This window comes from Streptomyces sp. NPDC021080 (assembly GCF_044333225.1).
Lineage (GTDB): Bacteria > Actinomycetota > Actinomycetes > Streptomycetales > Streptomycetaceae > Streptomyces.
The window spans coordinates 565,279-586,816 of sequence record NZ_JBIRQM010000001.1; the positions used below are offsets into that span (position 1 = coordinate 565,279).

A 21,538-nucleotide genomic window follows, 5' to 3' on the forward strand; every position below is an offset into this window, starting at 1 on the left:
CCGGTCCGGTGCCCCCGGCATCCGGTCGTCCGGTCGGTGTCGTACCGGTCAGTCGCGTTGCCGGTCGAGTGCCTCGTCGAGCGTGGTGGCGGCCATGATCAGCGACAGGTGGGTGAACGCCTGGGGGAAGTTGCCCAGTTGCTCGCCGCTGGGGCCCACCTCCTCGGCGAAGAGCCCGACGTGGTTCGCGTACGTGTGCATCTTCTCGAACGTGTAGCGCGCCTCGGCCAGCCTGCCGGAGCGCGCCAGCGCGTCCACGTACAGGAAGGTGCACAGACTGAACGTGCCCTCCGAGCCGCGCAGGCCGTCCGGGGAGGCGGCGGGGTCGTAGCGGTAGACGAGGCTGTCCGAGACCAGCGTCCGGCCCATCGCGTCGAGTGTCGACAGCCAGGTCGGGTCCTTGGCGCCCAGAAAGCCGACCCGGGGGATGAGCAGGAGCGAGGCGTCCAGGACGTCGCCCCCGTAGTACTGGACGTACGCCTTCTCCTTCTCGCTCCAGGCGCGCTCCATCACCTGCTCCAGGATGGTGTCCCGGGCCCGGGTCCAGAGCTCGGTGTCCGCCGGCCGGCTCCAGTCGCGGGCCAGCCGCAGACCGCGGTTGAACGCGACCCAGCACATCACCCGGCTGTACGTGAAGTCCTTGCGTCCGCCCCGGGTCTCCCAGATGCCCTCGTCGGGGCGGTCCCAGGTGCCGGCGAGCCAGTCCAGGGTGCGGGAGACGGCCTTCCAGCCCGCGTAGTCCGCCTGGATGCCGATCTCGCGGCCCTCCGAGAGGCCGTAGAGGGCCTCGCCGTAGATGTCGAGCTGGAGCTGGTCGGCGGCGGCGTTGCCCACCCGTACGGGGAAGGAGCCGCGGTAGCCCTCGAAGTGGTCCAGGATCTCCTCGCCCGCCAGGGGCGTGCCGTCCACCCGGTACATGATCTGCAGCGCTTCGCCCTCCTGGTCCAGGCGTTCCATCAGCCGTTCACGCAGCCAGTGGGTGAACGCCGTCGCCTCCTCGGTGAAGCCGAGGTCGAGCAGGGCGCGCAGCGACAGGGCTCCGTCCCGCACCCAGGTGTAGCGGTAGTCCCAGTTGCGTTCACCGCCGATCTGTTCCGGCAGTCCCATGGTGGCCGCCGCGACCGGGGCGCCGGTGGGCGCGTAGGTCAGGAGCTTGAGGGTGATGGCGGAGCGGTGCACCATGTCGGGCCAGCGGCCCCGGTACCGGGAGTTGCGCACCCAGTCCTGCCAGAAGTCGAGGGTCTGCGCCAGGTTCTCCTCGATCTCCGGCACGGTGGGCGGCGGTGGTGCCGTGGCGTCCGGACCGTCCACGGTGAACACGGCCACGGCCGTCTCGCCGGCCTTCAGGGCGACGGTGCCGCACACGTCCTGGCCGTCCCGCTCCAGGGGAAAGGTGCTCTGCAGGAACGCGGTGGTCCCCGGGCACCGGAACACGGCGCCGTCGGCTCCGAGAGCGAGTTCGTGACCGGCCCGCCCGTAGTCGAAGCGCGGGCGGCACTCCAGGGCGAACTCCATGGTTCCCCGCACCGTCCGCACGGCCCGGACGAGGCGGTGCCGGGCGGAAGCGGTCCCGGAGCGGTCGGGCGGCATCCAGTCCAGGACCTCGCCCACCCCGTCCGGTGACATGAACCGTGTCACCAGGACGGCCGTGTCCGGGTAGTAGAGCTGCTTCCAGGTGCCTTCCGGGCGGGAGGGAGCGAGCCGGAACCAGCCGCCGCGGTCGTGGTCGAGCAGCGCGGCGAAGATGCTGGGGGAGTCGAAGCGCGGGGCGGCGAACCAGTCCACGACGCCCTTGGCGGAGACCAGGGCGGAGCACTGGAGATCCCCCACCAGGCCGTGGTCGGCTATGGGCGGATAGCGGTCCATGCTGATCCAATCTCGAGGATCCAGGCCTCTTCACTATCCGACATGCCGGGTGTGTGTGCTTGTTCGCCCCGGCGGGCGCCGGGTCACGGGGGTGAACCCCGCCTTCGGGCGCGGCCGGATCACGGGGGAGGGCCGGGGGGTGCCCCGCGCGGCTGGATTGCCGAACGACGGGCGGCCGGGGTTACTGGAGGGGACCGTTCCACGTCGAGGAGGCGCGCTCCGGTGTCCCGGGAGGTACCCGCATGGACCTGATCCATGTGCGCATGGTGAGTCCCGCCCGGCTGACCGGCGCCGTGGCCGCCCTGCTCGCGGCCGACCCCCACGTCGTCAATCTCGTCGTGCAACCCGGCCTCGCGCGGAAACCGGACGGCGACGCCCTCGCCTGCGACATCCTGACCGGAGGGGCGAACGACGTGCTGCGCGGCCTGCGGGAGCTGCGTCTGGACGAGGTGGGCTCCATCGTCGTCGAACCCGTCGACATGGCCTTCGCCGGACGTGCCGTGCGGGCGGGTGCCGACCGGCTCGGGCCGCTGTCCCGGGCGCCGGTCTGGGAGGAGGTGGAGGCCCGCATCCGTGCCCAGGGCACCTACGCGCCGAGCTTCTACCTCTACCTGGTGGTCGCCGGCCTCATCGGCGCGGTCGGCATCGTCACCAACTCCCAGATCCTCATCGTCGCGGCCATGGTCGTCGGGCCCGAGTACGGCGCCATCGTCAGTGTCGCGCTGGGCATCGACCGGCGCTCGGGGCGGCGTGTGCGCGAGGGGTTGACCGCTCTGACGGCCGGGTTCGCGCTCGCCGTCGTCGTCACGTTCCTCTTCGGTCTGCTGATCCGTGGCTTCGGCCTGCAGTCCCGGGCGTTCGACCTGAACGTACGCCCCGTCTCCCATCTGATCTCCACACCCGACTTCTTCTCGGTCGTGGTCGCCACGCTGGCCGGGATCGTGGGCGTCGTCTCCTTGAGCGAGGCCAGGACGAGCGCCCTGTTGGGTGTCTTCATCTCCGTCACCACCATCCCCGCCGCAGCCGACTTCAGCGTCTCCGCGGCCTTCGGGAGCTGGACCGAGGCGCGCGGGGCGTTCATCCAACTCCTCCTCAACGTCACCGTGTTGATCGTGGTGGGCACGCTCGCGCTGCGGGGTCAGCGGGCCGTCTGGCGCATGGTCGGCCGGCGCGAGGCCCGCCCGGCCGACGGGTGAGCGCCGCACCGGCCCGCGAGGGCGCGCGGAGCGGGGACGTCCGGTTCGGTCCGGTGGAGGTGGCAGACTGACGCCATGGACGAGCGCGCATTCGACAGGTCGGGCCAGCATGCCTCCGTCATCGGTCTCGGCACCTGGCAACTGGGTGCCGACTGGGGCGAGGTGAGTGACAAGGACGCCCTGGCCGTGCTGGAGACGGCGGCCGAGTCGGGAGTGACCTTCTTCGACACCGCCGACGTGTACGGGGACGGGCGGAGCGAGGAGACCATCGCCGGCTTCCTGCGCGGCCGCCCGGACCTGCACGTCATGGTCGCCACCAAGATGGGCCGTCGCGTCGACCAGATCCCGGAGAACTACGTACTCGACAACTTCCGCTCCTGGAACGACCGTTCACGCCGCAACCTCGGTGTTGACCGGCTCGACCTGGTGCAGCTGCACTGTCCGCCGACACCCGTGTACTCCTCGGACGCGGTGTACGACGCCCTCGACACGCTGGTCGAGGAGGAGCGGATCGCGGCGTACGGCGTGAGCGTCGAGACGTGTGACGAGGCACTGGCCGCCATCGCCCGCCCGAACGTGGCGAGCGTCCAGATCATCCTGAACCCCTTCCGCATGAAGCCCCTGCGCGAGGTCCTGCCGGCGGCCCGGGAGGCGGGCGTCGGCATCATCGCGCGCGTCCCGCTGGCCTCCGGGCTGCTCTCGGGCAAGTACACGAAGGACACGGTCTTCGCCGCCGACGACCACCGGACGTACAACCGCCACGGCGAAGCCTTCGACCAGGGCGAGACCTTCTCCGGGGTCGACTTCGCGACGGGCGTGGAAGCGGCGGCCGAGTTCTCCGCCCTCGCTCCCGAGGGGTACACGCCGGCCCAGCTCGCGCTGCGGTGGATCGTCGAGCAGCCGGGCGTGACCACGGTCATCCCGGGAGCCCGGTCGCCCGAGCAGGCCCGCGCCAACGCGGAGGCGGCGAAGCTGCCGCAGCTGTCCCGCGCGACGCTGGACGCCGTCGGCGAACTCTACGAGCGCCGGATCAAGGAGCAGGTCGAGAGCCGCTGGTGACCGCGGGCCCGACCCGCCTCGTCCGGCCTCGCCGGGCCATCGCCGTCCCGCGGCGCCGACCGCCCTCAGCTCCCGGAGGGCCGCGGCGCCGCGAGCGCGTCGAGCTGCCGGTCGTGCACGCGGCCGAGCACCAGCACCGAGACGGTCGCGCCGATCAGGGCGCAGAACATGTCCCACTGGGTGTCCCAGACATCGCCCTGGGTCGCCAGGAAGGCGTCCGCCCCGTGGCCGCCGATCACCGCGGCCGCCCACTCGAACATCTCGAAGAGGGCGCTGAAGGCGAGGCACGCGCACACCGTCAGGGGCGCCAGCCACCTGCTGCCGCGCAGCGGTGACGTCCGGCTGAGCACCTCCCGCACCAGGACGGCCGGCACGAAGCCCTGCATGAGGTGCCCGAACCGGTCGTACGGATTGCGGTCGAGCCCGAACGCGTCACGCACCCAGTCGCCCAGCGGCACCTGCGCGTACGTGTAGTGGCCGCCCACCGCGAGCACCAGCGCGTGCGCCGCGAGCAGGCAGTACAGCAGGCTCGTCAGCGGGAACCGCCGCCTGCCGAGCACCACGAGCGGCAGCCCGACGAGCACCCACACGGTCTCCAGCAGCCAGGTCGTTCCGTCCTTGGCGTGCCACGCGGAGAGTGCCATGCCCACGACGACCACCGCGAGGAGCGCGGCCGGGAGGGCCTTGCGCGGGGCGCGCTTCGAGAGCGCCGGGAGTCGTCCGGGCGGGGCGAGGGCTGATCCGGGCATGGCGGCCTCCTTGGTCCAGGTGGCCCCATCGTGGTGCAGCGCCGGGGGCGATGGCATGAGTACGGGTACTCACCCGGGCCCGCGCGCGTCCGCCCGGCCGGGAGTGAGCCGGCCGCGCACATCCGCCCGGCCGGCTCACTCCCGGCCGGCCGCCCCGCGCAGCGCCGCGATGGCGGTGCCGATCGCCTGCTGGAGCTCCTCCAGGCGCTGCATCATGTCGTCCTCGTAGATGTCGTCGGCGTCGTCGAAGGTCAGCTCCTCGAACACCTTCGTGGCTTTCTGCAGGCTGCTGTAGAACTTCGTCCGGCGTTCCTGGACGCGCAGTTCGGGGTCGGCCTCCACCGTCTCGACGACGAGGTTCCTCATCGTGTCGTACGCCTCCGTGGCCCACTCGCCCGTGTCCTCGCCCTCGTCGAGCTCGTCGAGGAGGGACAGGTGCCGTTCGGCCTCGGAGCGCAGCTGCAGCGGGGCGTCCAGGGTCTGTCCGGCCGGGGTCCTGATCTGGCCCTTCTCCGCGATCTGGCGCACGTAGCCGATGCGGTCGGCCGCCCTGTTCTCGGTGGCGACCGCCTTCTTCAGCTCGTCCGTGCGGGCGATGTCACGGGCCAACTCGGTCTGGAGCGCCGGGTCTTCCTTCACGCGGTCCAGCAGGGCGGCCCGCGCCGCCTTCGCCGTGGAGGGGTCGGCGAGGATCGCGGCCCGCAGCGCGGTCGGGTTCTCGGCCACCTCCAGGGCCTTGGTGGGGCGGATGCCCTCGGCCTCGGCGGCCTCCGTGATGGCGGCGCCGCGCTCGGAGGCGGCACTGGAGCGGGAGGCGTAGTAGGCCGACCAGGCCTCCCCGTCCGGCAGTTCGACGTCCGCGCCGGGCATCAGGGTCTCGAAATGGGGAACCAGTCCGTCGTCCGCGGCCCTGTCCCAGGCCTTGTAGTAGCGCATCACCCGCTCCGGCGAGCATCCGGCCAGTTCCGCGAACTCCTTCGCGGACACCTTCTGCGTGTCGTCGGCGGACTGGCCGCCGGGACGGACACTGCGCGCCACCTTCAGCGCGAAGGCCCAGCCACCGTTGCGTGCGTAGGCGCCGAAGTCGTGCGCGTCGCGCTCGATGAGGTGCGGAACGCCGGGCTGCGTGGCGGCGTCTTCGGACGAGGTGATGGCTGCGGTCACCGGGAACTCTCCTGGGATGGTGGGGCGTTGATGTCACAGAGGATGAAGCTATGGCCTAAGGTCTGCGTGGAATCAAGGAAACACGCGTAGACCGCGACCAGGCGGTCACCCCAGTAAATCCGAAATGTGCAAGCCAGAAACGACGCGATGTGATGACCTTCACCCCGATGTGGCAGAAAGTGATGAATTCCTTACGGACGCCTCACGTACGGGTGTGTATTGGCCATCGCGCGACCGCGGGAGGATCTTTCGTGCGACCGTTCACTCTCAACTACGCCCGGCCCTCAGGGCAGTCGGCCGCAGTAACCCCGTACCACTTCGACGTGTCCCTGCAACTGAACGTGCTGCCCGACGGCAGACCGGCCGTCAGCGACCGCGCGCTGCTGATGGCCACCGGCACCACGACGTCGACGGCCGGTTCCCAGACGCACTTCGACGACTGACGGATGCCGCGCGCATGACGGTTCTCATACTCACGGCCGAGCAGGACGTCACCGCCGACATGGTGGTGGCCCGACTGCACGAGCGGGGCGTGCCCATGGTGCGCCTCGATCCCGCCGACGTGCCCGGCAAGGCGGTGATCTCAGCCGACTACGCCCACGGTGACTTCGACGGCTATCTGTCGGTCAACGGCCATGTGCTCAGCATGGGAGGGCTGCGCTCCGTGTGGGTGCGCAGACCGGGTGAGCCGGCGGCCCATGCCGCCGAACCCTCCGCATGGCTCACCGCCGAGACCAGGCAGGCCCTGTTCGGCATGCTCTACTCCGCCTCGACCCGCTGGATGAACCACCCGCGCCGCGCCGAACAGGCCCGGCACAAGCCCTGGCAGCTGCGGGTGGCCCACAGCAGCGGATTCGCCGTGCCGCCCACCGTCATCACGACCGCTCCCCGGGTGGCCGAGCAGTTCGTCCAGGAGCACGGGGACGTGGTCGTGAAATCGGCCTCGGGGCCGCCGCCCGGCCAGCCTCCGGCGGCCCTGCCCACCACGCTGGTCGGACCCGGTACGGACTTCTCCGGTGTGGCGGCCGGTCCCGCCCTGCTCCAGCGCTACATTCCGAGGCGCGCCGACATCCGGCTCACCGGGATCGGCACCCGGCTGTTCGCCGCCCGCAAGGCCGCCGAACCCGGTCAGGTCGACGGCCGGTTCGGCGAGGCGGAGAACGGCTGGGAGCCCACACCGGTGCCCCACCGCATCGCCCGCTCGGTCCACGACTACCTCGCCTTCACCGGACTCTCCTACGCGGCCTTCGACTTCGCCGAGGACGCGGACGGCATCTGGTGGTTCCTGGAGTGCAACCAGGGAGGCCAGTTCGGCTTCATCGAGCTGGAGACCGGGCAGCCCATCGCCGACGAGGTCGCCGTGTGGCTGGCGCAGCGAAGGCCGGGCCTGCGTATCCCGGAAGGACACTGACGTGAACATTCAGTGACGGACGGTCACTTCACGCCCGTCCGGAAGGAGTCGAGGACGACCTTCAGCGCCTGCCGGTCGGCGGCGCTGTTCCAGTCGTCCGCCGGAGTCGTCCAGCGCAGCGAGAAGCCCCGATGGCCGCCGATGAGGAAACCGCGGCCAAGGGTGCGCACCCGCACGCCCCCGACCACGGAGTACCACTCCATGTCGGCGCCCTTCATGCCGTGATAGGTCACCGGCCGGATGGCGCCCACGCGTTCGTAGCCGGTGGACACGGCCTGCAGGTTCGGCTCCTTGGCGCTCCAGACGGCGACGGGGTCCGGTCCCAGCTGGGTGCTGTAGGTGACGGCCAGGGTGCGCGGGTCGCCGCTCGCCCCGAAGGTCACCCGGTAGGCGAGGTCGTCGGAGGACTGTGTCTCCACGGGCTTCCAGCCCAGCGGCAGGGCGACGGAGAAGCCCTGGGGCGCCCGGTAGAGGGAGAAGCCGGATGGCACCGTGGAGCCGGCCGTGGGCGAGGGGGAGGGAGAGGGCTTCGGGGACGCCGTGGGCGTCCGGCCGCCGGCGGGCGTGCCGGCGGCGGTGGGAGCCGCGGACGGTGTGCGGGCGGCGGCCCGTGACGGTGCCGCGCCGGACGCGGAGGTGTCGGCCCCGCCGGGCAGCCCGCCCATCGCGGCGAACACGCCGACGGCGACGACTGTGACGGCGAGGGCCGAGCCCAGCAGAACCGGCCGGCCGAAGGGCAGGCCTTTTCGGGTGTGCCCGGCGCTTCCGTTCTCCGCACCGCCGTCACGGTGCTCCCCGGCGGGATCGAGGAGATCGGGCAGCGGCTCCGGCGGTGTGACCTCTTCGAAGTTCTGCCGGAGGATGCGGGTCAGCGACTCGCGTACGACGGCCTCGGGCACGCGCTCCACCGGGTCCCAGCGCAGCAGGCCCGAAATGGCGGGCGCGAGCGGGCCCGCCTTCTGCGGCTCCCTGACCGGCAGCCGGTCCACGGCCCGGAACGTGGCCTCGGCGCTGCCCCGGTCCTCCATGAGCGGCCGCCCCTCGACCAGCGCGTACATCATCGCGCCCAGCGTCCAGAGGTCCGCCGCGGGCGTGGCGCCCTCGCCGCGGGCCTGTTCGGGGGAGGCGTACGAGGGAGCGGTGACGCGGGGCGCGGCGGCGGACGCCGGCAGGCCGAATCCGGTCACGGTGACCGTGCCCTGGTCGTCCGCCCACACCTGGCTCGGACCGAGTTCGCCGTGCACGACTCCTTCACCGTGCGCGGCGGTGAGGACGTCGAGGACGCCGAGCCCGACGGCGGCCGCCCACACGTGATCGCCGGGACCGCTCGGGAGGAGTTCGGCCAGCGGGGCGCCCGGGGGCCGCTCCGTGACCGTCCAGACGAAGCCGGGTTCCTCGACCACGTCGAGAACCGCGGCCACTCCTCCGTGACAGGCCGGGCCGAGGATCTCGGCCGTACGCAGGATCCGGTCGGCGGCGGGCTCCGGTGTCCCCTCGGGCGGAGGCCCGGCGGTGCGTGAGCGGGTCAGGACGACAGGCCGTCCGAAGGCGGTGTCCTCGCCGTGCCACAGGGCCCGGCCCTCCTCGCGCAGGAAGGCGTCGAGCAGCCGGTATCTCCCGGCGATCAACTCGCCCGCGGAGTCTTGCGCCTTGACCATCGTCATCCCTCGTCGTGTACCGGACATCCGCCTTTCCCAGAAGTACGCAGGAGGTGACGAAGAGTGTTCAACGGGAGGTGGGTAAGGATGAGTGTTTTTACCCGGCCGCGTCGTCGTCGCGCGTCTGTGCGAACGGTTCAGGACCGTGTTCCCGGTCGGTTCACCGCCCGGCCTCCTTGCCGCGGTAGCGACCCGGAGTCCGCCGTGAGCGTCAACTCACCTTTCAGTAAAGGTAGTTGCCGCACGGTCTGGAGCAGGGGGCACCCGGGCCGCCAGGTCATGGACACCGGGGAGCCGTCGGGGAAAGATGCCAGATGCACGCAATGCTGTCCGCCCGCGTGCCCAGTCCGCCGCCCGCTGTCCGCCGCCCACCGCCCGAGCCACCCGGAGGCCGTCCGTATGCGTGTCCGACCGCTGCCCCAGAGCCCGCCCGCCGAGCAGGGCGTCGACGCCTCCGGCATCACCGCGTTCCTCGACGCCGTCGAGGCCGACCCGGACATCGAACCCCACAGCCTGATGATCCTGCGCCACGGGCACCTCGTCGCCTCCGGCTGGTGGGCGCCGTACACGCCCGACCGCGTCCAGCTGCTGTACTCGCTCAGCAAGAGCTTCACCTCCACGGCCGCCGGGTTCGCCGTGGCCGAGGGCCTGCTGGACCTCGACCGTCCGGTGATCTCGTACTTCCCCGAGTTCGAGGCCGACATCACCGATCCGCGCAGCCGCGCGATGCTCGTACGGAACGTCGCGGCCATGGCCAGCGGCCATCTCACCGAGACCTGGGCCGACGCGGTACGGCTCGACCGGGCGGAGGCGGTACGCGGCTTCCTGCTGATCCCGCCGGACCGCGACCCCGGCACCGTCTTCGCCTACAACCAGTCCGCCACCTACACGCTCGCCACGATCCTCCAGCGCGTGACCGGACTGTCGCTGACCGCCTACCTGCGGCCCCGGCTGTTCGACCCGCTGGGCATCGGGGAGACCGCCTGGACACGCAACCGGGCCGGCCGGGAGATCGGCTTCAGCGGGCTGCACGCCGCGACCGACGCCGTCGCCCGGCTCGGCCAGCTGTATCTGGACGGAGGCGTCTGGGAAGGACAGCGGCTCCTGCCGGCCTCCTGGATCGCGGAGGCGACCCGCGCCCATGTCGCGAACGCCGACGGCACCCCCGGGGGCGCTCGTTCGGACTGGCAGCAGGGCTACGGACTCCAGTTCTGGCGGGGACGGCACGGATACCGCGGCGACGGGGCGTTCGGACAGTTCTGCGTCGTGCTGCCCGAACACGACGCCGTGATCGCGACGACCGCGGCCACCGACCGGATGCAGGAACTGCTGGACCTGATGTGGCGGCATCTGCTGCCCGCGTTCGGGGCGGCACCCCTGTCGGCGGCGGGCGAGCGCGACGAGCGGCTGCGCCGCCGGCTCGCCCGGCTGGAGCTGCCGCCGGTCGAGGCCGCGGCCGAGCCCCCGGAGCCCGGGGGTGCCTGGTCGCACGCGGAGTTCGCGCCCGCCGGAGGCGTCTGCGCGGCTCAGCGGACGCTGACGGGCGTGATCGTCGCCGAGGGCGACAAGGGCACCGGTGTCACGCTGGCCGAGGGCGACCGGCGCCTTGAACTGCGGCTCGCCGCCACCGGCTGGACCGTCGACCCCGGCCCCACGCCCGTGGCGGTGAGCGGCGGCTGGACCGGCCCGGGCACCCTGCGCGTCGACGTGCTCTTCCTGGAGACCCCGCACCGGCTGACCGTGGAGTGCGAGCTGCCCGGCCGGACCTTCACGGCCCGCTGGCACACGACCCCGCTCCACGCCCGCTCCCTGGAATCCCTCCGGGCGCCGTGGCAACCGCCGTCAACAGGTCCCCGGGAAACGCCATGCCTCGCCACCCCTTCCGCCACGTAGAGATATCCACCACCATGCATATGCCGAGGTCCTGACGGGCGGCAGCGGGTCTTTCGACCCGCGCCTCCCGCGTGCCTGCCGAGCGGAGGAACCGACTCCGGGGTGATGCATGACGAACCTGATGTGGACGCGGAGCGTGGAATGGCTGGCCGCCGCCGCCACGAATCCGAGGGCGTGCAAACGCCAGTGGGACCAGGGAAGCGGAGGTGTTCTCCTGGAGGCCGGGCGCTACTGGGACGTGCTGAGCGTCCCCGAGCAGCTCGGTCTGCTCGCCCTCGACATCCTGTGGTCCAGCCCGCTCCAGGTGCCGGGGCCCACGCTGGTCGACTGCGCGGCCCAGCGGGTGGGCTTCTTCCTGCCGCCCGACCCCGCGACCCGGTGGGAGGGGTCGGGGCTCCGTCATCTCGGCAGGGGGTCCTGGATCGCCGTACCGCCGCCGTACCGTTCGGCGGGACCGCTGGAGTGGATCGTGCCACCGGACGGGACGGGCGCGCTGCACCCGGCACTTCCCCTGGAACTGGCGTTGCGCCAGGCCAACGGCACACTCGCGGTCCTGGCCCCGCCGGCCGGCGAGTAGCCGGCCTCTCCCGTCACCCGGTCCCGTAGAAGTGCGCCTGGCCCCCGCGCCACTTCACCCAGGCCGGATCGTCCAGCAGATCCTCCGCGTCCGGCAGTCCTGCCCGGCCGAGGAACTCCAGCAGATCCTCGTCAGAGAACGCCACGCCGAGGTTCTCACCCCGCGCGGTCACCTCGCGGCCGCTGGTATCCAGGGCCGGATGCACAACCAAAGGAGCCCGTCCGGACATGTCTCCAGGATCGTCCCTCGCGCCGCGCCGCGCATCCCGGCGGGCGGACGTGGAGGCACACGGGCCGTCGTACCGCGTGAGAGTGGTTGTATTTCAGTACTGAACGCGTTGCCGGTTCTCTGGGTGAGGAGCTTTCGATGAACGCGATGGACCTTTCGGCGATCGAAGCGGAGCGCCGACGGATCAGGGACACCCATCTGAAGCCGCAGCGGGCGGCGAGCACGGCCCGCGGCGTGCACCATGTCGCGCTGCTCTCCTCGGACGTGGAGCGGACCGTACGGTTCTATCAGGACGTCCTGGGCTTCCCCCTCACCGAGATGATCGAGAACCGGGACTACAAGGGCTCGACCCACTTCTTCTTCGATCTCGGCAACGGCAACCTGATCGCCTTCTTCGACTTCCCCGGCCTCGACCTCGGCCCGTACGCGGAAGTCCTCGGCGGACTGCACCACCTCGCCATCTCGGTCGACCCCGGCACCTGGAGCGAACTGCGCGGGCGGCTCGACGCCGCCGGGGTCGAGTACATGGAGGAGAGCGGTACCTCGATCTACTTCCGCGACCCCGACGGCGCCCGGATCGAGCTGCTCGCCGACCCGCTCGGCGAGATGTACGGCAACAAGGTCCTCTGAGCCCGCGGCCGGGGCCGACCGCGGCCGGGCCCGCCCGAGGTCAGCGCAGCGTCTCGGCCCAGTTCGCCGGAACACGCCCGGCGGGGCCGGGTACGGGCTGGTCGAGCGGATGGCTCACCGGGGGAGCGAGGTCGGGACCGGCCTCGTAGAGCTCCGAGGTGTCGTAGTCCCAGAACCAGTCCTCGCCCGGTTCGAAGCTCTGGATGAGCGGATGCCCCGTGCTCCGCGCGTGCGCCGTCGCGTGTTTGGCCGGGGAGTCGTCGCAGCACCCGATGTGCCCGCACTGGGCGCAGCGCCGCAGATGGACCCACCAGCCGCCGGCGGTGTCGCACTCGGCGCAGCCGGTACCGCTCGGCGGTACGGACGGGTCGATTCCGTTCGGTGTGGTCATGACGGCTCCTCGGAGGATTCCGCGGCGGTCAGCGGGAGGCGCGCCTGGAAGCGGGTGTCGCCGGGCTCGGACTGCACCAGCAGACTGCCGTGGTGCTTGTTGACGATGATCCGCCAGGAGATGTCCAGGCCCAGACCGGTGCCCTCGCCCACCGGCTTGGTGGTGAAGAACGGGTCGAAGATCCGGTCGCGGATCTCCTCGGGCACCCCGGGACCCGTGTCGCGGAACTCGACGAGCAGATGGTCGCCGTCGGGAGCGGTGCGCACCGTCAGCGTCCCCTCGCCGGCCATCGCCGAGACGGCGTTGTCGATGAGGTTCGTCCACACCTGGTTCAGCTCACCCGGGTAGGCGGGGATGCGGGGCAGCGTCCGGTCGTACTCCTTGACGACCTTGATCCCCGAACCCATCTTGCCGGCGAGCATCATCAGGGTGCTGTCGAGCAGTTCGTGCACGTCGGAGACCTGGTAGGGCGCGCGGTCCATCTGCGAGTACTGCTTGGCCGCGTCCACGAGGTGCGAGATGCGGGTGGTGGAGTCCTCGATCTCGTTCATCAGCAGCTCGGTCTCGACCGTGTAGTTCAGCCACCGGACCGCGCCTTCGAGGGTCGGTCCGTCCACGGCCGCCGCGACCTGGTCCAGCCAGTCCGTGTCGAGACCCGCCTGCACGAACGTCGGGGCCAGCTGCCAGCCGCCCGCGATGTCGTGGTCGTCGAGCCAGTCGGCGAGCGCGTCCTCCCGGTCGGAGGCCTCCAGCGGGCTCAGCGGCGTGGCCTTGGCGACCTGCTCGGCCGTCCGCTCCTGGATCTCGACCAGTGTCTCCAGGGCGTCGCGCGCGTACGGACCCGAGGCGATCATCCCCAGCTTCTGTCGCATGTGGGCCACCCGGTCACGCAGTGCGGAGGTGGCCCGCACGGCCGCTGCGGCCGGGTTGTTGAGCTCGTGCGTGAGCCCGGCCGACAGCGAGCCGAGCGCCAGCAGCCGCTCGCGCTGCCCGACGGTGCGCTGGGCGTTCTGGCTGCCGAAGAACATGCCCTCCAGCAGATGGACGGCCATCGGGAACCAGTCCCGCAGGATGGCGGCGAACGTCGCCGCGGGCAGCACGAAGAACCGCGACGGCTCGGTGACCCGCATCGAGCCCTTGTACTGCGCGTCCCCCGGGTCGCTGAGATACGCCTGCATCGCGCCCGCGTACACCCCGCGCTTGGAGGTACGGCTGATCTCCACGTCGTCCGCGCCGACCCGGCGCGACATCACGACCGTGCCCTCGAGGAGCACGTAGAAGCAGGTCGCCGGATCGCCCTCGGTGTACACCGGCCCGGGGTCGAACTGCTCCGTCCGGCCCTCCCGGCACAACCGGTCCAGCTGGTCGCCGTCGAGCTTCTCGAACAGGAACAGCGTGCTCAGCTCCGCCGCGTCGCACGGCACCGGCCGCCCGCTCACGACTGCTCCAGATAACGGTGGACGAGCATGACGGCCATGGCTCCCTCTCCGACCGCGGACGCGACCCGCTTCGCCGACTCGGCGCGCGCGTCCCCGGCCACGAACACGCCGGGCACATTGGTTTCCAGGTGGTACGGAGGCCGGTCCAGCTCCCAGCCGCGGGGAGGCTGCCCGTCGGGTGTCATGTCCGGGCCCGCCAGGATGAATCCGCGGCCGTCCCGCAGGACCGTGCCGTCCAGCCAGTCGGTGAGCGGGGCCGCGCCGATGAACACGAACATCCACTGCGCGTCGACGAGTTCGGTGTGGCCGCTCGCCACATCGCGCAGGGTCAGCTGTTCCAGATGGCCGTCGCCGTGCGCGGAGTCCACGACCGTGCCGGTGCGCACCGAGATGTTCGGCGCGTCGGCGATCTGCTCGATCAGATAGTGCGACATCGAGGCGGAGAGCGAGGAGCCGCGCACCAGGATGGTGACGGACTTGGCACCCCGGGCCAGATACATCGCCGCCTGGCCGGCCGAGTTCGCGCCGCCCACGATGTACACGTCGTGGCCCTGGCAGGCGGCCGCCTCGGTCAGCGCCGAGCCGTAGAAGACGCCGCAGCCGGTCAGTTCGGCCAGGCCGGGCGCCTCCAGCTGCCGGTACGACACACCGGTCGCGAGGATCACGGCGTGCGCGGAGATCGCGGAGCCGTCGGAGAAGCGGATGGTGCGCGAGGCCCCGGTGACCTCCAGCCCGGTCACCTCGCGCGCGGTGAGGATCTCGGCGCCGAACTTCGCGGCCTGCCGCCGCGCCCGGTCGGTGAGCTGTCCCCCGGAGACCCCGTCGGGGAAGCCGAGGTAGTTCTCGATCCGTGAACTCTGGCCCGCCTGTCCGCCGGTCGCGGACCGCTCCACGAGCACGGTGCGCAGCCCCTCGGACGCGCCGTACACGGCGGCCCCGAGCCCGGCCGGGCCGCCGCCGATGACGACGAGGTCGTAGAACTCCGAGGTCGGGGTCGTGGCGAGTCCCACGTGCGCCGCGATCTCCGGGTCCCGGGGCTCGACGAGCGGTGTGCCGTCCGGGGTGACCACCAGCGGCAGCCGTTCGCCGTCCTGCCCGGCGGCGCTCAGCAGCCGCTGTCCCTCGGGCGTGTCGGACGAGTACCACCGGTAGGGCACCTGGTTGCGGGCCAGGAACTCGCGGACGCCCGAGGAGCGGGCCGACCACCGGTGTCCGACCACCTTGCAGGCGCCCACGGGCCGGTAGTCGCTGGCCCGCCAGGCGTCCAGGAGGTCGTCGACGACCGGGTAGAGCTTCTCCTCCGGCGGATCCCAGGGCTTGAGCAGGTAGTGGTCGAGGTCGATCACGTTGATCGCGTCGATCGCCGCGTTGGTGTCCGCGTACGCGGTCAGCAGCACCCGGCGTGCGCCCGGATACACGTCCAGGGCCTGTTCCAGGAACTCGATGCCGTTCATCTGCGGCATCCGGTAGTCGGCGAGGACCACCGCCACCTGGTCGCCGCGCAGCTTCAGCTCGCGCAGGGCCTCCAGCGCGGCCTCCCCGGACTCCGCGCGCACGATCCGGTACCCCTCGCCGTAGCGGCGCCTGAGGTCCCGGGCGACGGCCCGCGAGACCCCGGGGTCGTCGTCGACGGTCAGAATGACGGTCCGCGCCGGACTGGCGGCCTGGGTCATACCTCTCCCACCCCGAGCAGGTCAGTTGCGTTCCGGCCCGGCGGACGCCGAGGGCGTGCCGGGGCCGGTACAGAGCCAATCGTATGTACGATCGGTCACCTTTGCTCGGGAACGGGGTACCCGCCGGATGCCTCCGGCGTGTCCGCGGGGGCCGGCAGCGGGGCGCGGACCTTGGGGAGGATGGTCGTGACGTAGTCCTTCACGGCCGCGTCCAGGCCGATGTCGTGCTGGGCGCGCTCGGACAGGAACCAGCGGTGTTCGAGCAGCTCGTGGTACAGCTCGGCCGGTTCCATGGAGCCGCGCAGGTCCTGCGGGACGGCCCGGACCGCGGGCCGGAACACGTCCCGCACCCAGCGGTGGGCGAGCACCTCCGGCCGGGCGGCGTGCGGATGCGTTCCGCCGCGGCCGGACCGGGTACCGGGCGTGGCGGAGCTCGGCGCGTAGTCGTCCTGGGTGGCCATCCAGCTCTCCAGGTCGTTCAGGAGCCGCCGGGCCTGGTTCTCCTCGGTGTCGAGTCCGGTCAGCCGCAGCAGCTGACGCTGGTGGTGGCCCGCGTCGACGACCTTGGGCACGAAGGTGACGGTGTCGCCGTTCGACGAGCTCGCGATCTGCATCTCGGCGACGTCGAAGCCGAGGTCGTTGAGCCGGCGTATGCGGCGGTCGATGTAGTGGTACTTGCCCGCCGGGTAGACGGAGGTGCGGGTCAGTTCCTCCCACAGGCCCCGGTAGCGGGCGCAGATCTCCCGGCCGAACTCGATCGGGTCGACCGACGGGTGCAGGGCGCCGGCCGCCTCCAGGTCGAGCAGTTCGCCGCTGATGTTCACCCGGGCGAGATCGAGGTCGTACTCCCGCTGGCCGTTGCTGAGCCGCGGGTGCAGATCGCCGGTCTCGGCGTCCACCAGATACGCGGCGTAGGCCCCCGCGTCGCGCCGGAACAGCGTGTTGGACAGCGAGCAGTCGCCCCACGCGAACCCGGCCAGGTGCAGCCGCACCAGCAGCACGGCCAGCGCGTCCATCAGCCGGTGCATGGTGGCCGGCCGCATGGTCGTCTCGAACATCGACCGGTACGGCAGGGAGCCGCCCAGGTGCCGGGTGATCAGCACCGGCTCCAGGGGCTCACCGGCCGCGTCGGTACGGCCGGTGACCACGGCGAGCGGGTCGACCGCGGGTATCCCGAGCCGGTCCAGGCCGCGCAGCAGCTCGTACTCGCGCACCGCGGGCCGTTCGGCGAGTTCCTTGACGGCGACCACCTCGTCCCCGGCGCGCGCGTAGCGCACCACGTGCCGGGAGATGCCGCGCGGAAGCGGCACCAGATGGTGCTCGGGCCACTCCTCCAGGGGCAGCTGCCACGGCAGTTCGAGCAGGAGCGCGGGATGCTCCGGGTTGGTCGCGCTGATCTGCAGAGCCATGGCCGGGCTGCCCCACCTCAAGGTCGACGCTGGTCAGGGCTCCAGCATCTACGAATGATCGCCGAGACGGAAGACGCGCCGGGCGTTGCCCGACAGGAACAGCGCCGTGGTCTCCTCGTCCAGGCCCAGCTCGTCGAGGTGCTCCAGGGCCCGACTCGGCTCGATCATCGGGTAGTTGGAGCCGAACAGGACCTTCCGCCGTCCCCGGCCGCGCAGATACGCGACCAGCTCCGGGGGATAGCGGCGGGTGGTGTAGGCGCTGGTGTCGATGTACACGTTCGCGTGCTTGTCGGCGACCGCGATCATCTCCGTGGTCCACGGGTAGCCGATGTGCCCGCAGACGATGGTCAGTTCGGGGAAGTCGAGGGCCACCTGGTCGATGTACGGGATGGGGCGGCCGGTCTCGGACGGGCGCAGCGGTCCGGTGTGCCCGACCTGGGTGCAGAAGGGGACGCCGAGTTCGGCGCAGGCGGTGTACAGCGGGTAGTAGAGCCGGTCGGTGGGCGGCAGTTGCCACAGCCACGGAATGATCCGAAGGGCCACGAAGCCCAACTCCTCGACGGCCCGCCGCAGTTCACGCACCGCGGCGACGGGCCGGGTGAGGTCGGCGCCCGCGACGCCGCGCAGCCGGCCGTCCGACCGCGCCACGAAGGCGGCGACCTCGTCGTTGGTGATCAGGGCGCCCTCGGGTCCGTACCAGGCCGAGGACAGGCCGGTGTCCACGCCGGCCGCCGCGAGCGCGGCCAGGGTGACCTCGACCGGCAGCTCCTCCTCCAGCCTCTTCATGCCGGTCCAGCGGCGCAGGGACTCGAACATCTCGTGGTTGGAGTGGCGGAGAGTGGGGTGCTGCATCCACGCGTCGACGACCGGCATGGTCCCGTGCCTTCCCTGAGTCGATGGCTGAGCGCTTGCTTACCGCCGACCTTAGGATGCCCGGCGTTCCGTGACCACCCGCCCACGGATGCCGGCGCCCCGGGCCCGCGTGTCCACGCATGGGCGTCGGTGTTCCGTGGCCGGCGGCCCAGAGGCGTCGGCGCTCCGGGTTCCGCGTGTCCATGCACAGGTGCCGGTTTTCCGGTCCGGTCACCCGCTCTCGGCGTCGGCGCTCCCGGTCCGGTCGGCGCCCTCGGTGTCGGCGCTCCCGGTCCGCTCACCCGTGCGCGGTGTAGACACTCCGGGTCCACTCGTCCACCGCGTCCACGAGTGTGGTCAGGGCCGTGACGAGACGAGGGAATCCGGGTCCCGCCGTGCCTCCCGGCTCCTTCATGTACGTGTCCCGCCGGATCTCCACCATCAGCGCGGTGACCTGCGGTTCCCGCTCGTAGTAGCGCAAGGGGACGTACGCGCCCGAGAACGGGCTGTCGATCCCCACGCCGCCGAGCCCGGCGAACGCCTTCTCCGCGAGCGCGATCAGTTCCGGCGGCGTGTGGAAGGAGTCGGTCCCCAGGCACACCGGCGGCCGGGGCCCGTCACCGTGCAGCTCGTAGGGCAGCCGGGCCGTCGGATACGAGTGGACGTCGATGATCACGGCCCGCCCGGTGGCGGCCAGCCGGTCGGTCACCGCCTCCGTCATCGCCCGCGCGTAGGGGTGGAAGTAGCGGTCGACGAGAGGCTGCGGGTCGACGTCCGCGGGCCGCAGCGGTGCCCGGTGGGTCGTCCGCGTGTAGACCGCGCCCATCCCGACCGCGAGCATCTCCTCCCGCTCGTCCGGGAAGCGCTCGGGGTCGACGACCAGCCGGGACAGCCGGTTGACGAACCGCCACGGTCTCAGCCCGGCCGCCTCGGCCGCGGCCGAGGCCAGTTCGGCGGTGTGCGCGTCGGTGATGTGGTCCAACTCGCTCTCCAGCGCCGTGTCGTCGAGGAGGATGCCGTCACGGACCGGCGCCGGGATCTCCCGGGAGGAGTGCGGCACGTGCAGGATCACGGGCGAGTGGACCGCTCCGGGCAGCAGCGCGAAGGAGTCGGGGGAGTCCGGCGAACCGAGGTTGTCGTTCATAAGAGATCACTGTCGCAGCAGGGTCCGACAGTGGACGGGACCGGCAGCGAGTGGGGTCGGCAGCAGGCAGGTCCGGCAGCGGACGGTACCGGCACCGGGGGCCGGACCGAGGCCCGGCCTCGCCGTGCGCCCTCAGCGGCTGCCGCCGTGGCGCGCGTAGTGCTCGATGAGCGCCGCCCGGGTCGTCTCGAGGCGGTGGGCCAGGATGGCGCCGATCGTCCGGGTCAGGGCCAGTTCCAGCCCCGGATCCTGGTCGCACAGGATCCGCACCTCGCCGGCGTCGAACTCGTAGGCGCGCACCGGGCTGAACGCCTCGGCGCCGAAGTCCCAGGTGTGCGGGCGGAACAGCCATGACCAGCCGAGCAGGTCGCCCGGCCCGAGCTGGGCGACGGTGATCCGTCTGTCGGCGATCACCCGCTGGTACAGCGAGACCGTTCCGGAGCGGACCACCCAGAAGCGGTCGGCGGTGCCACCCGCCTCGAAGATCGGCCCGTCGGCGGGGAAGGACACCTCCCGGGCCACGCTCATCAGCTTGTCGCGGTGTTCGGGGGAGAGCGCGTGCAGGAGCCGGAGAGCAGGGGGCATCGCTGACCTCCATCGGGGCGCCGCGCGGCCACGAGGGGCGCGGCGCCGGTCGTACCGGTGGTATCCCGTCATCCTCCATTGGAGCCCCGATGGAGTAATCCGTCGCGTCGTGGGCGGGACGACTTCGCCGCAGGACGGTCGTGGGCGCTGTTTCCGCCGCGTCATCCGGCGGCCCGGGAGGTCACCGAGAAGCGGGCCCCGTCGGGGTCGATGATGACGGCCTCCACCGAGCCGATGCCCTGCTGGTGCGCGGCGCCGCCGTGGGCGCGCGCCGCCCGGACGCAGGCCTCCACGTCGTCGACCGCGAAGTGGATCTGCCAGTGCGGCCGCAGGCTCGGGTCGGGGGCCGCGCCGATGGCGCCGGAGTGGATCCGGGCCACCACGTCGCCGAAACTGCGCAGGACGACCTCGTTCTCCTCGTAGTCGACCTCGCAGCAGCCGGGGACGGAGGAGGCCCAGCCCAGCACCTCGCCGTAGAAGATGGCGGCGTCGAAGGCGTCGCGGGTGTGCAGACGGATGAAAGAGGGGGCCGCGTTGCGCCAGCGTTCCCATCCGGAGACGAGGTCGCCCTCCCAGATCCCGAAGACCGCGCCGTCCCGGTCGGCCAGCAGCGCGGCCCGGCCGGGGGCCAGCGAGATCGGGCCCACCGCGGTCGTGCCGCCGCGTTCCTGGCTGCGGGAGACGGTCTCGTCGGCGGAGACCACGGCGAAGAACGCGGTCCAGGCGACCGCCGTCTTCGCCACGAAGTCGACCTCGGCGACCCCGGCGACCGGGACCCCGCCGACGCTGGCGATGCGGTACTGCGGGCCCATCCTGGTGCCAGGGGTCCACCTCCAGCCCAGTACCGCGCTGTAGAAGTCCTGGGCGGTCCGCAGGTCGCGGGTGGTGAGACTGACCCAGCACGGCGCGCCGAACACCGACTTGCTGGTGACGACATCGGTGTGGAGTGTTCCGTCGCTCTTCATCGCCACCCGTCCTGACCCGATCGGCCGGCAGCGGTCCCGCGGGGTACCGGGCCCTCGTCGGGGTTCCCGGACGTGCGTCCAGCCCTGGGAGGCCTTCCGTGCCGGAAGGCCTCCGACTGCGTCAGCAACACCTGCGGATCCGCTGTCCCATCACCACCAGCATCACCCGCTTCGGCTCCCGGCGCACCACGCGACTACTGGGCGCGCGGTCGCTCCAGGGTGAGCAGCAGTCCCTCGACGGCGCCGGGGCCTATGCGGCCCTTGACATCGGCGGCCGTGATCGCCTTGAGCGCCCACCCGTCCTCGGCATGCTTGTTCAGGACCTTTTCCAGCTTGTCGCTGTCCAGCGCGTCGCCGATCAGCGATTCACGGAACGTGACGACCTTGTATTCGAAGGTGTACGGGGTGCTCATGGTGGTGGAGCTCTCCTGCGTGTCGGTTGGCATGGCCGGGCCCACCCAATCACTCTTCGCGGCTGCGGCACAGGGACGAACCGGACGGTACGGGTGCCTTTGTCGAAACCTCGTGAAGTGCCTGGCCGGGCTTCCCTTTCCGGACGTTCCGCAGACCGGCTTTCCGGACGCTCTGCTTCCCGGCCGGAAAGGGGAGCACGGCCGGGAAGTCGTAGCGTGGACGCGGGTCGACGGTC

21 protein-coding genes are annotated in these 21,538 nt (G+C 71.6%); 7 read left to right on the top strand and 14 right to left on the bottom strand.

Going from position 1 to position 21,538, the window contains the following annotated elements; translation table 11 throughout:
• Positions 1-48 precede the first annotated feature (48 nt).
• Positions 49-1,872, bottom strand: coding sequence for a glycoside hydrolase family 15 protein (locus ACH4S8_RS02505; protein ID WP_398390704.1), 1,824 nt, complete (start codon positions 1,870-1,872; stop codon positions 49-51).
• Between the two features lie 236 nt (positions 1,873-2,108).
• On the opposite strand from ACH4S8_RS02505, the gene ACH4S8_RS02510 reads away from it, so the two are divergent.
• Together ACH4S8_RS02510 and ACH4S8_RS02515 are read left to right on the top strand one after the other, a co-directional pair.
• Positions 2,109-3,062, top strand: a complete 954-nt coding sequence (locus tag ACH4S8_RS02510) for a DUF389 domain-containing protein (RefSeq protein ID WP_398390129.1) — start codon at positions 2,109-2,111, stop codon at positions 3,060-3,062.
• A 75-nt stretch (positions 3,063-3,137) separates the two neighbouring features.
• Positions 3,138-4,121: an aldo/keto reductase gene (locus ACH4S8_RS02515; protein WP_398390131.1), complete on the top strand. Its 984-nt coding sequence runs from the start codon at positions 3,138-3,140 to the stop codon at positions 4,119-4,121.
• Between the two features lie 65 nt (positions 4,122-4,186).
• On the opposite strand, the gene ACH4S8_RS02520 is transcribed toward ACH4S8_RS02515, so the two are convergent.
• Together ACH4S8_RS02520 and ACH4S8_RS02525 are read right to left on the bottom strand one after the other, a co-directional pair.
• On the bottom strand, positions 4,187-4,870 hold the full coding sequence (locus ACH4S8_RS02520) for a DUF2238 domain-containing protein (protein WP_398390133.1): 684 nt from the start codon (positions 4,868-4,870) through the stop codon (positions 4,187-4,189).
• Positions 4,871-5,005: 135 nt separating this feature from the next.
• Positions 5,006-6,034: a hypothetical protein gene (locus ACH4S8_RS02525; protein ID WP_398390135.1), complete on the bottom strand. Its 1,029-nt coding sequence runs from the start codon at positions 6,032-6,034 to the stop codon at positions 5,006-5,008.
• Between the two features lie 251 nt (positions 6,035-6,285).
• On the opposite strand from ACH4S8_RS02525, the gene tgmA reads away from it, so the two are divergent.
• Positions 6,286-6,477: a putative ATP-grasp-modified RiPP gene (gene tgmA, locus ACH4S8_RS02530; RefSeq protein WP_398390137.1), complete on the top strand. Its 192-nt coding sequence runs from the start codon at positions 6,286-6,288 to the stop codon at positions 6,475-6,477.
• A 14-nt stretch (positions 6,478-6,491) separates the two neighbouring features.
• Positions 6,492-7,445 (top strand): ATP-grasp ribosomal peptide maturase, encoded by a 954-nt coding sequence (gene tgmB, locus ACH4S8_RS02535; RefSeq protein ID WP_398390139.1) that lies wholly within the window; start codon positions 6,492-6,494, stop codon positions 7,443-7,445.
• A 23-nt stretch (positions 7,446-7,468) separates the two neighbouring features.
• On the opposite strand, the gene ACH4S8_RS02540 is transcribed toward tgmB, so the two are convergent.
• The gene (locus ACH4S8_RS02540; protein WP_398390141.1) at positions 7,469-9,103 is read right to left on the bottom strand and encodes a serine/threonine protein kinase; all 1,635 of its coding nucleotides are present in this window, start codon (positions 9,101-9,103) and stop codon (positions 7,469-7,471) included.
• 399 nt (positions 9,104-9,502) lie between these two features.
• On the opposite strand from ACH4S8_RS02540, the gene ACH4S8_RS02545 reads away from it, so the two are divergent.
• Positions 9,503-10,996 (top strand): serine hydrolase domain-containing protein, encoded by a 1,494-nt coding sequence (locus ACH4S8_RS02545; protein WP_398390143.1) that lies wholly within the window; start codon positions 9,503-9,505, stop codon positions 10,994-10,996.
• Between the two features lie 109 nt (positions 10,997-11,105).
• Complete coding sequence (locus tag ACH4S8_RS02550) at positions 11,106-11,573, top strand: hypothetical protein (protein ID WP_398390145.1); 468 nt, start codon at positions 11,106-11,108, stop codon at positions 11,571-11,573.
• A gap of 13 nt (positions 11,574-11,586) precedes the next feature.
• Here ACH4S8_RS02550 and ACH4S8_RS02555 read toward each other — a convergent pair whose 3' ends face one another.
• The gene (locus ACH4S8_RS02555) at positions 11,587-11,802 is read right to left on the bottom strand and encodes a hypothetical protein (protein ID WP_037617573.1); all 216 of its coding nucleotides are present in this window, start codon (positions 11,800-11,802) and stop codon (positions 11,587-11,589) included.
• A gap of 137 nt (positions 11,803-11,939) precedes the next feature.
• Between ACH4S8_RS02555 and ACH4S8_RS02560 the strand changes: the two genes are divergently transcribed.
• Positions 11,940-12,431, top strand: a complete 492-nt coding sequence (locus ACH4S8_RS02560; RefSeq protein ID WP_398390147.1) for a VOC family protein — start codon at positions 11,940-11,942, stop codon at positions 12,429-12,431.
• Between the two features lie 40 nt (positions 12,432-12,471).
• On the opposite strand, the gene ACH4S8_RS02565 is transcribed toward ACH4S8_RS02560, so the two are convergent.
• The 9 genes from ACH4S8_RS02565 to ACH4S8_RS02605 all read right to left on the bottom strand — a co-directional run bounded on the left by ACH4S8_RS02565 (position 12,472) and on the right by ACH4S8_RS02605 (position 21,335).
• Positions 12,472-12,822 (bottom strand): UBP-type zinc finger domain-containing protein, encoded by a 351-nt coding sequence (locus ACH4S8_RS02565; protein ID WP_398390149.1) that lies wholly within the window; start codon positions 12,820-12,822, stop codon positions 12,472-12,474.
• Complete coding sequence (locus ACH4S8_RS02570) at positions 12,819-14,261, bottom strand: ATP-binding protein (protein ID WP_398390151.1); 1,443 nt, start codon at positions 14,259-14,261, stop codon at positions 12,819-12,821. Before ACH4S8_RS02570 ends, ACH4S8_RS02565 begins: the two co-directional genes overlap by 4 nt.
• Positions 14,258-15,934, bottom strand: a complete 1,677-nt coding sequence (locus ACH4S8_RS02575) for an FAD-dependent oxidoreductase (protein WP_398390153.1) — start codon at positions 15,932-15,934, stop codon at positions 14,258-14,260. The genes ACH4S8_RS02570 and ACH4S8_RS02575 overlap by 4 nt, the downstream gene beginning before the upstream one ends.
• A gap of 95 nt (positions 15,935-16,029) precedes the next feature.
• The gene (locus ACH4S8_RS02580; RefSeq protein WP_398390155.1) at positions 16,030-17,343 is read right to left on the bottom strand and encodes a DUF4032 domain-containing protein; all 1,314 of its coding nucleotides are present in this window, start codon (positions 17,341-17,343) and stop codon (positions 16,030-16,032) included.
• Between the two features lie 48 nt (positions 17,344-17,391).
• Positions 17,392-18,216, bottom strand: coding sequence for an amidohydrolase family protein (locus ACH4S8_RS02585; RefSeq protein WP_398390157.1), 825 nt, complete (start codon positions 18,214-18,216; stop codon positions 17,392-17,394).
• A 277-nt stretch (positions 18,217-18,493) separates the two neighbouring features.
• Positions 18,494-19,339, bottom strand: a complete 846-nt coding sequence (locus ACH4S8_RS02590; RefSeq protein WP_398390159.1) for an N-formylglutamate amidohydrolase — start codon at positions 19,337-19,339, stop codon at positions 18,494-18,496.
• A 132-nt stretch (positions 19,340-19,471) separates the two neighbouring features.
• Entirely contained in the window at positions 19,472-19,924 is a 453-nt protein-coding gene (locus tag ACH4S8_RS02595; RefSeq protein WP_398390161.1) for a cyclic nucleotide-binding domain-containing protein, read from the bottom strand.
• A gap of 161 nt (positions 19,925-20,085) precedes the next feature.
• On the bottom strand, positions 20,086-20,889 hold the full coding sequence (locus ACH4S8_RS02600; protein ID WP_398390163.1) for a VOC family protein: 804 nt from the start codon (positions 20,887-20,889) through the stop codon (positions 20,086-20,088).
• Between the two features lie 194 nt (positions 20,890-21,083).
• Entirely contained in the window at positions 21,084-21,335 is a 252-nt protein-coding gene (locus ACH4S8_RS02605; protein WP_398390165.1) for a DUF4177 domain-containing protein, read from the bottom strand.
• Between the last annotated feature and the right edge of the window lie 203 nt (positions 21,336-21,538).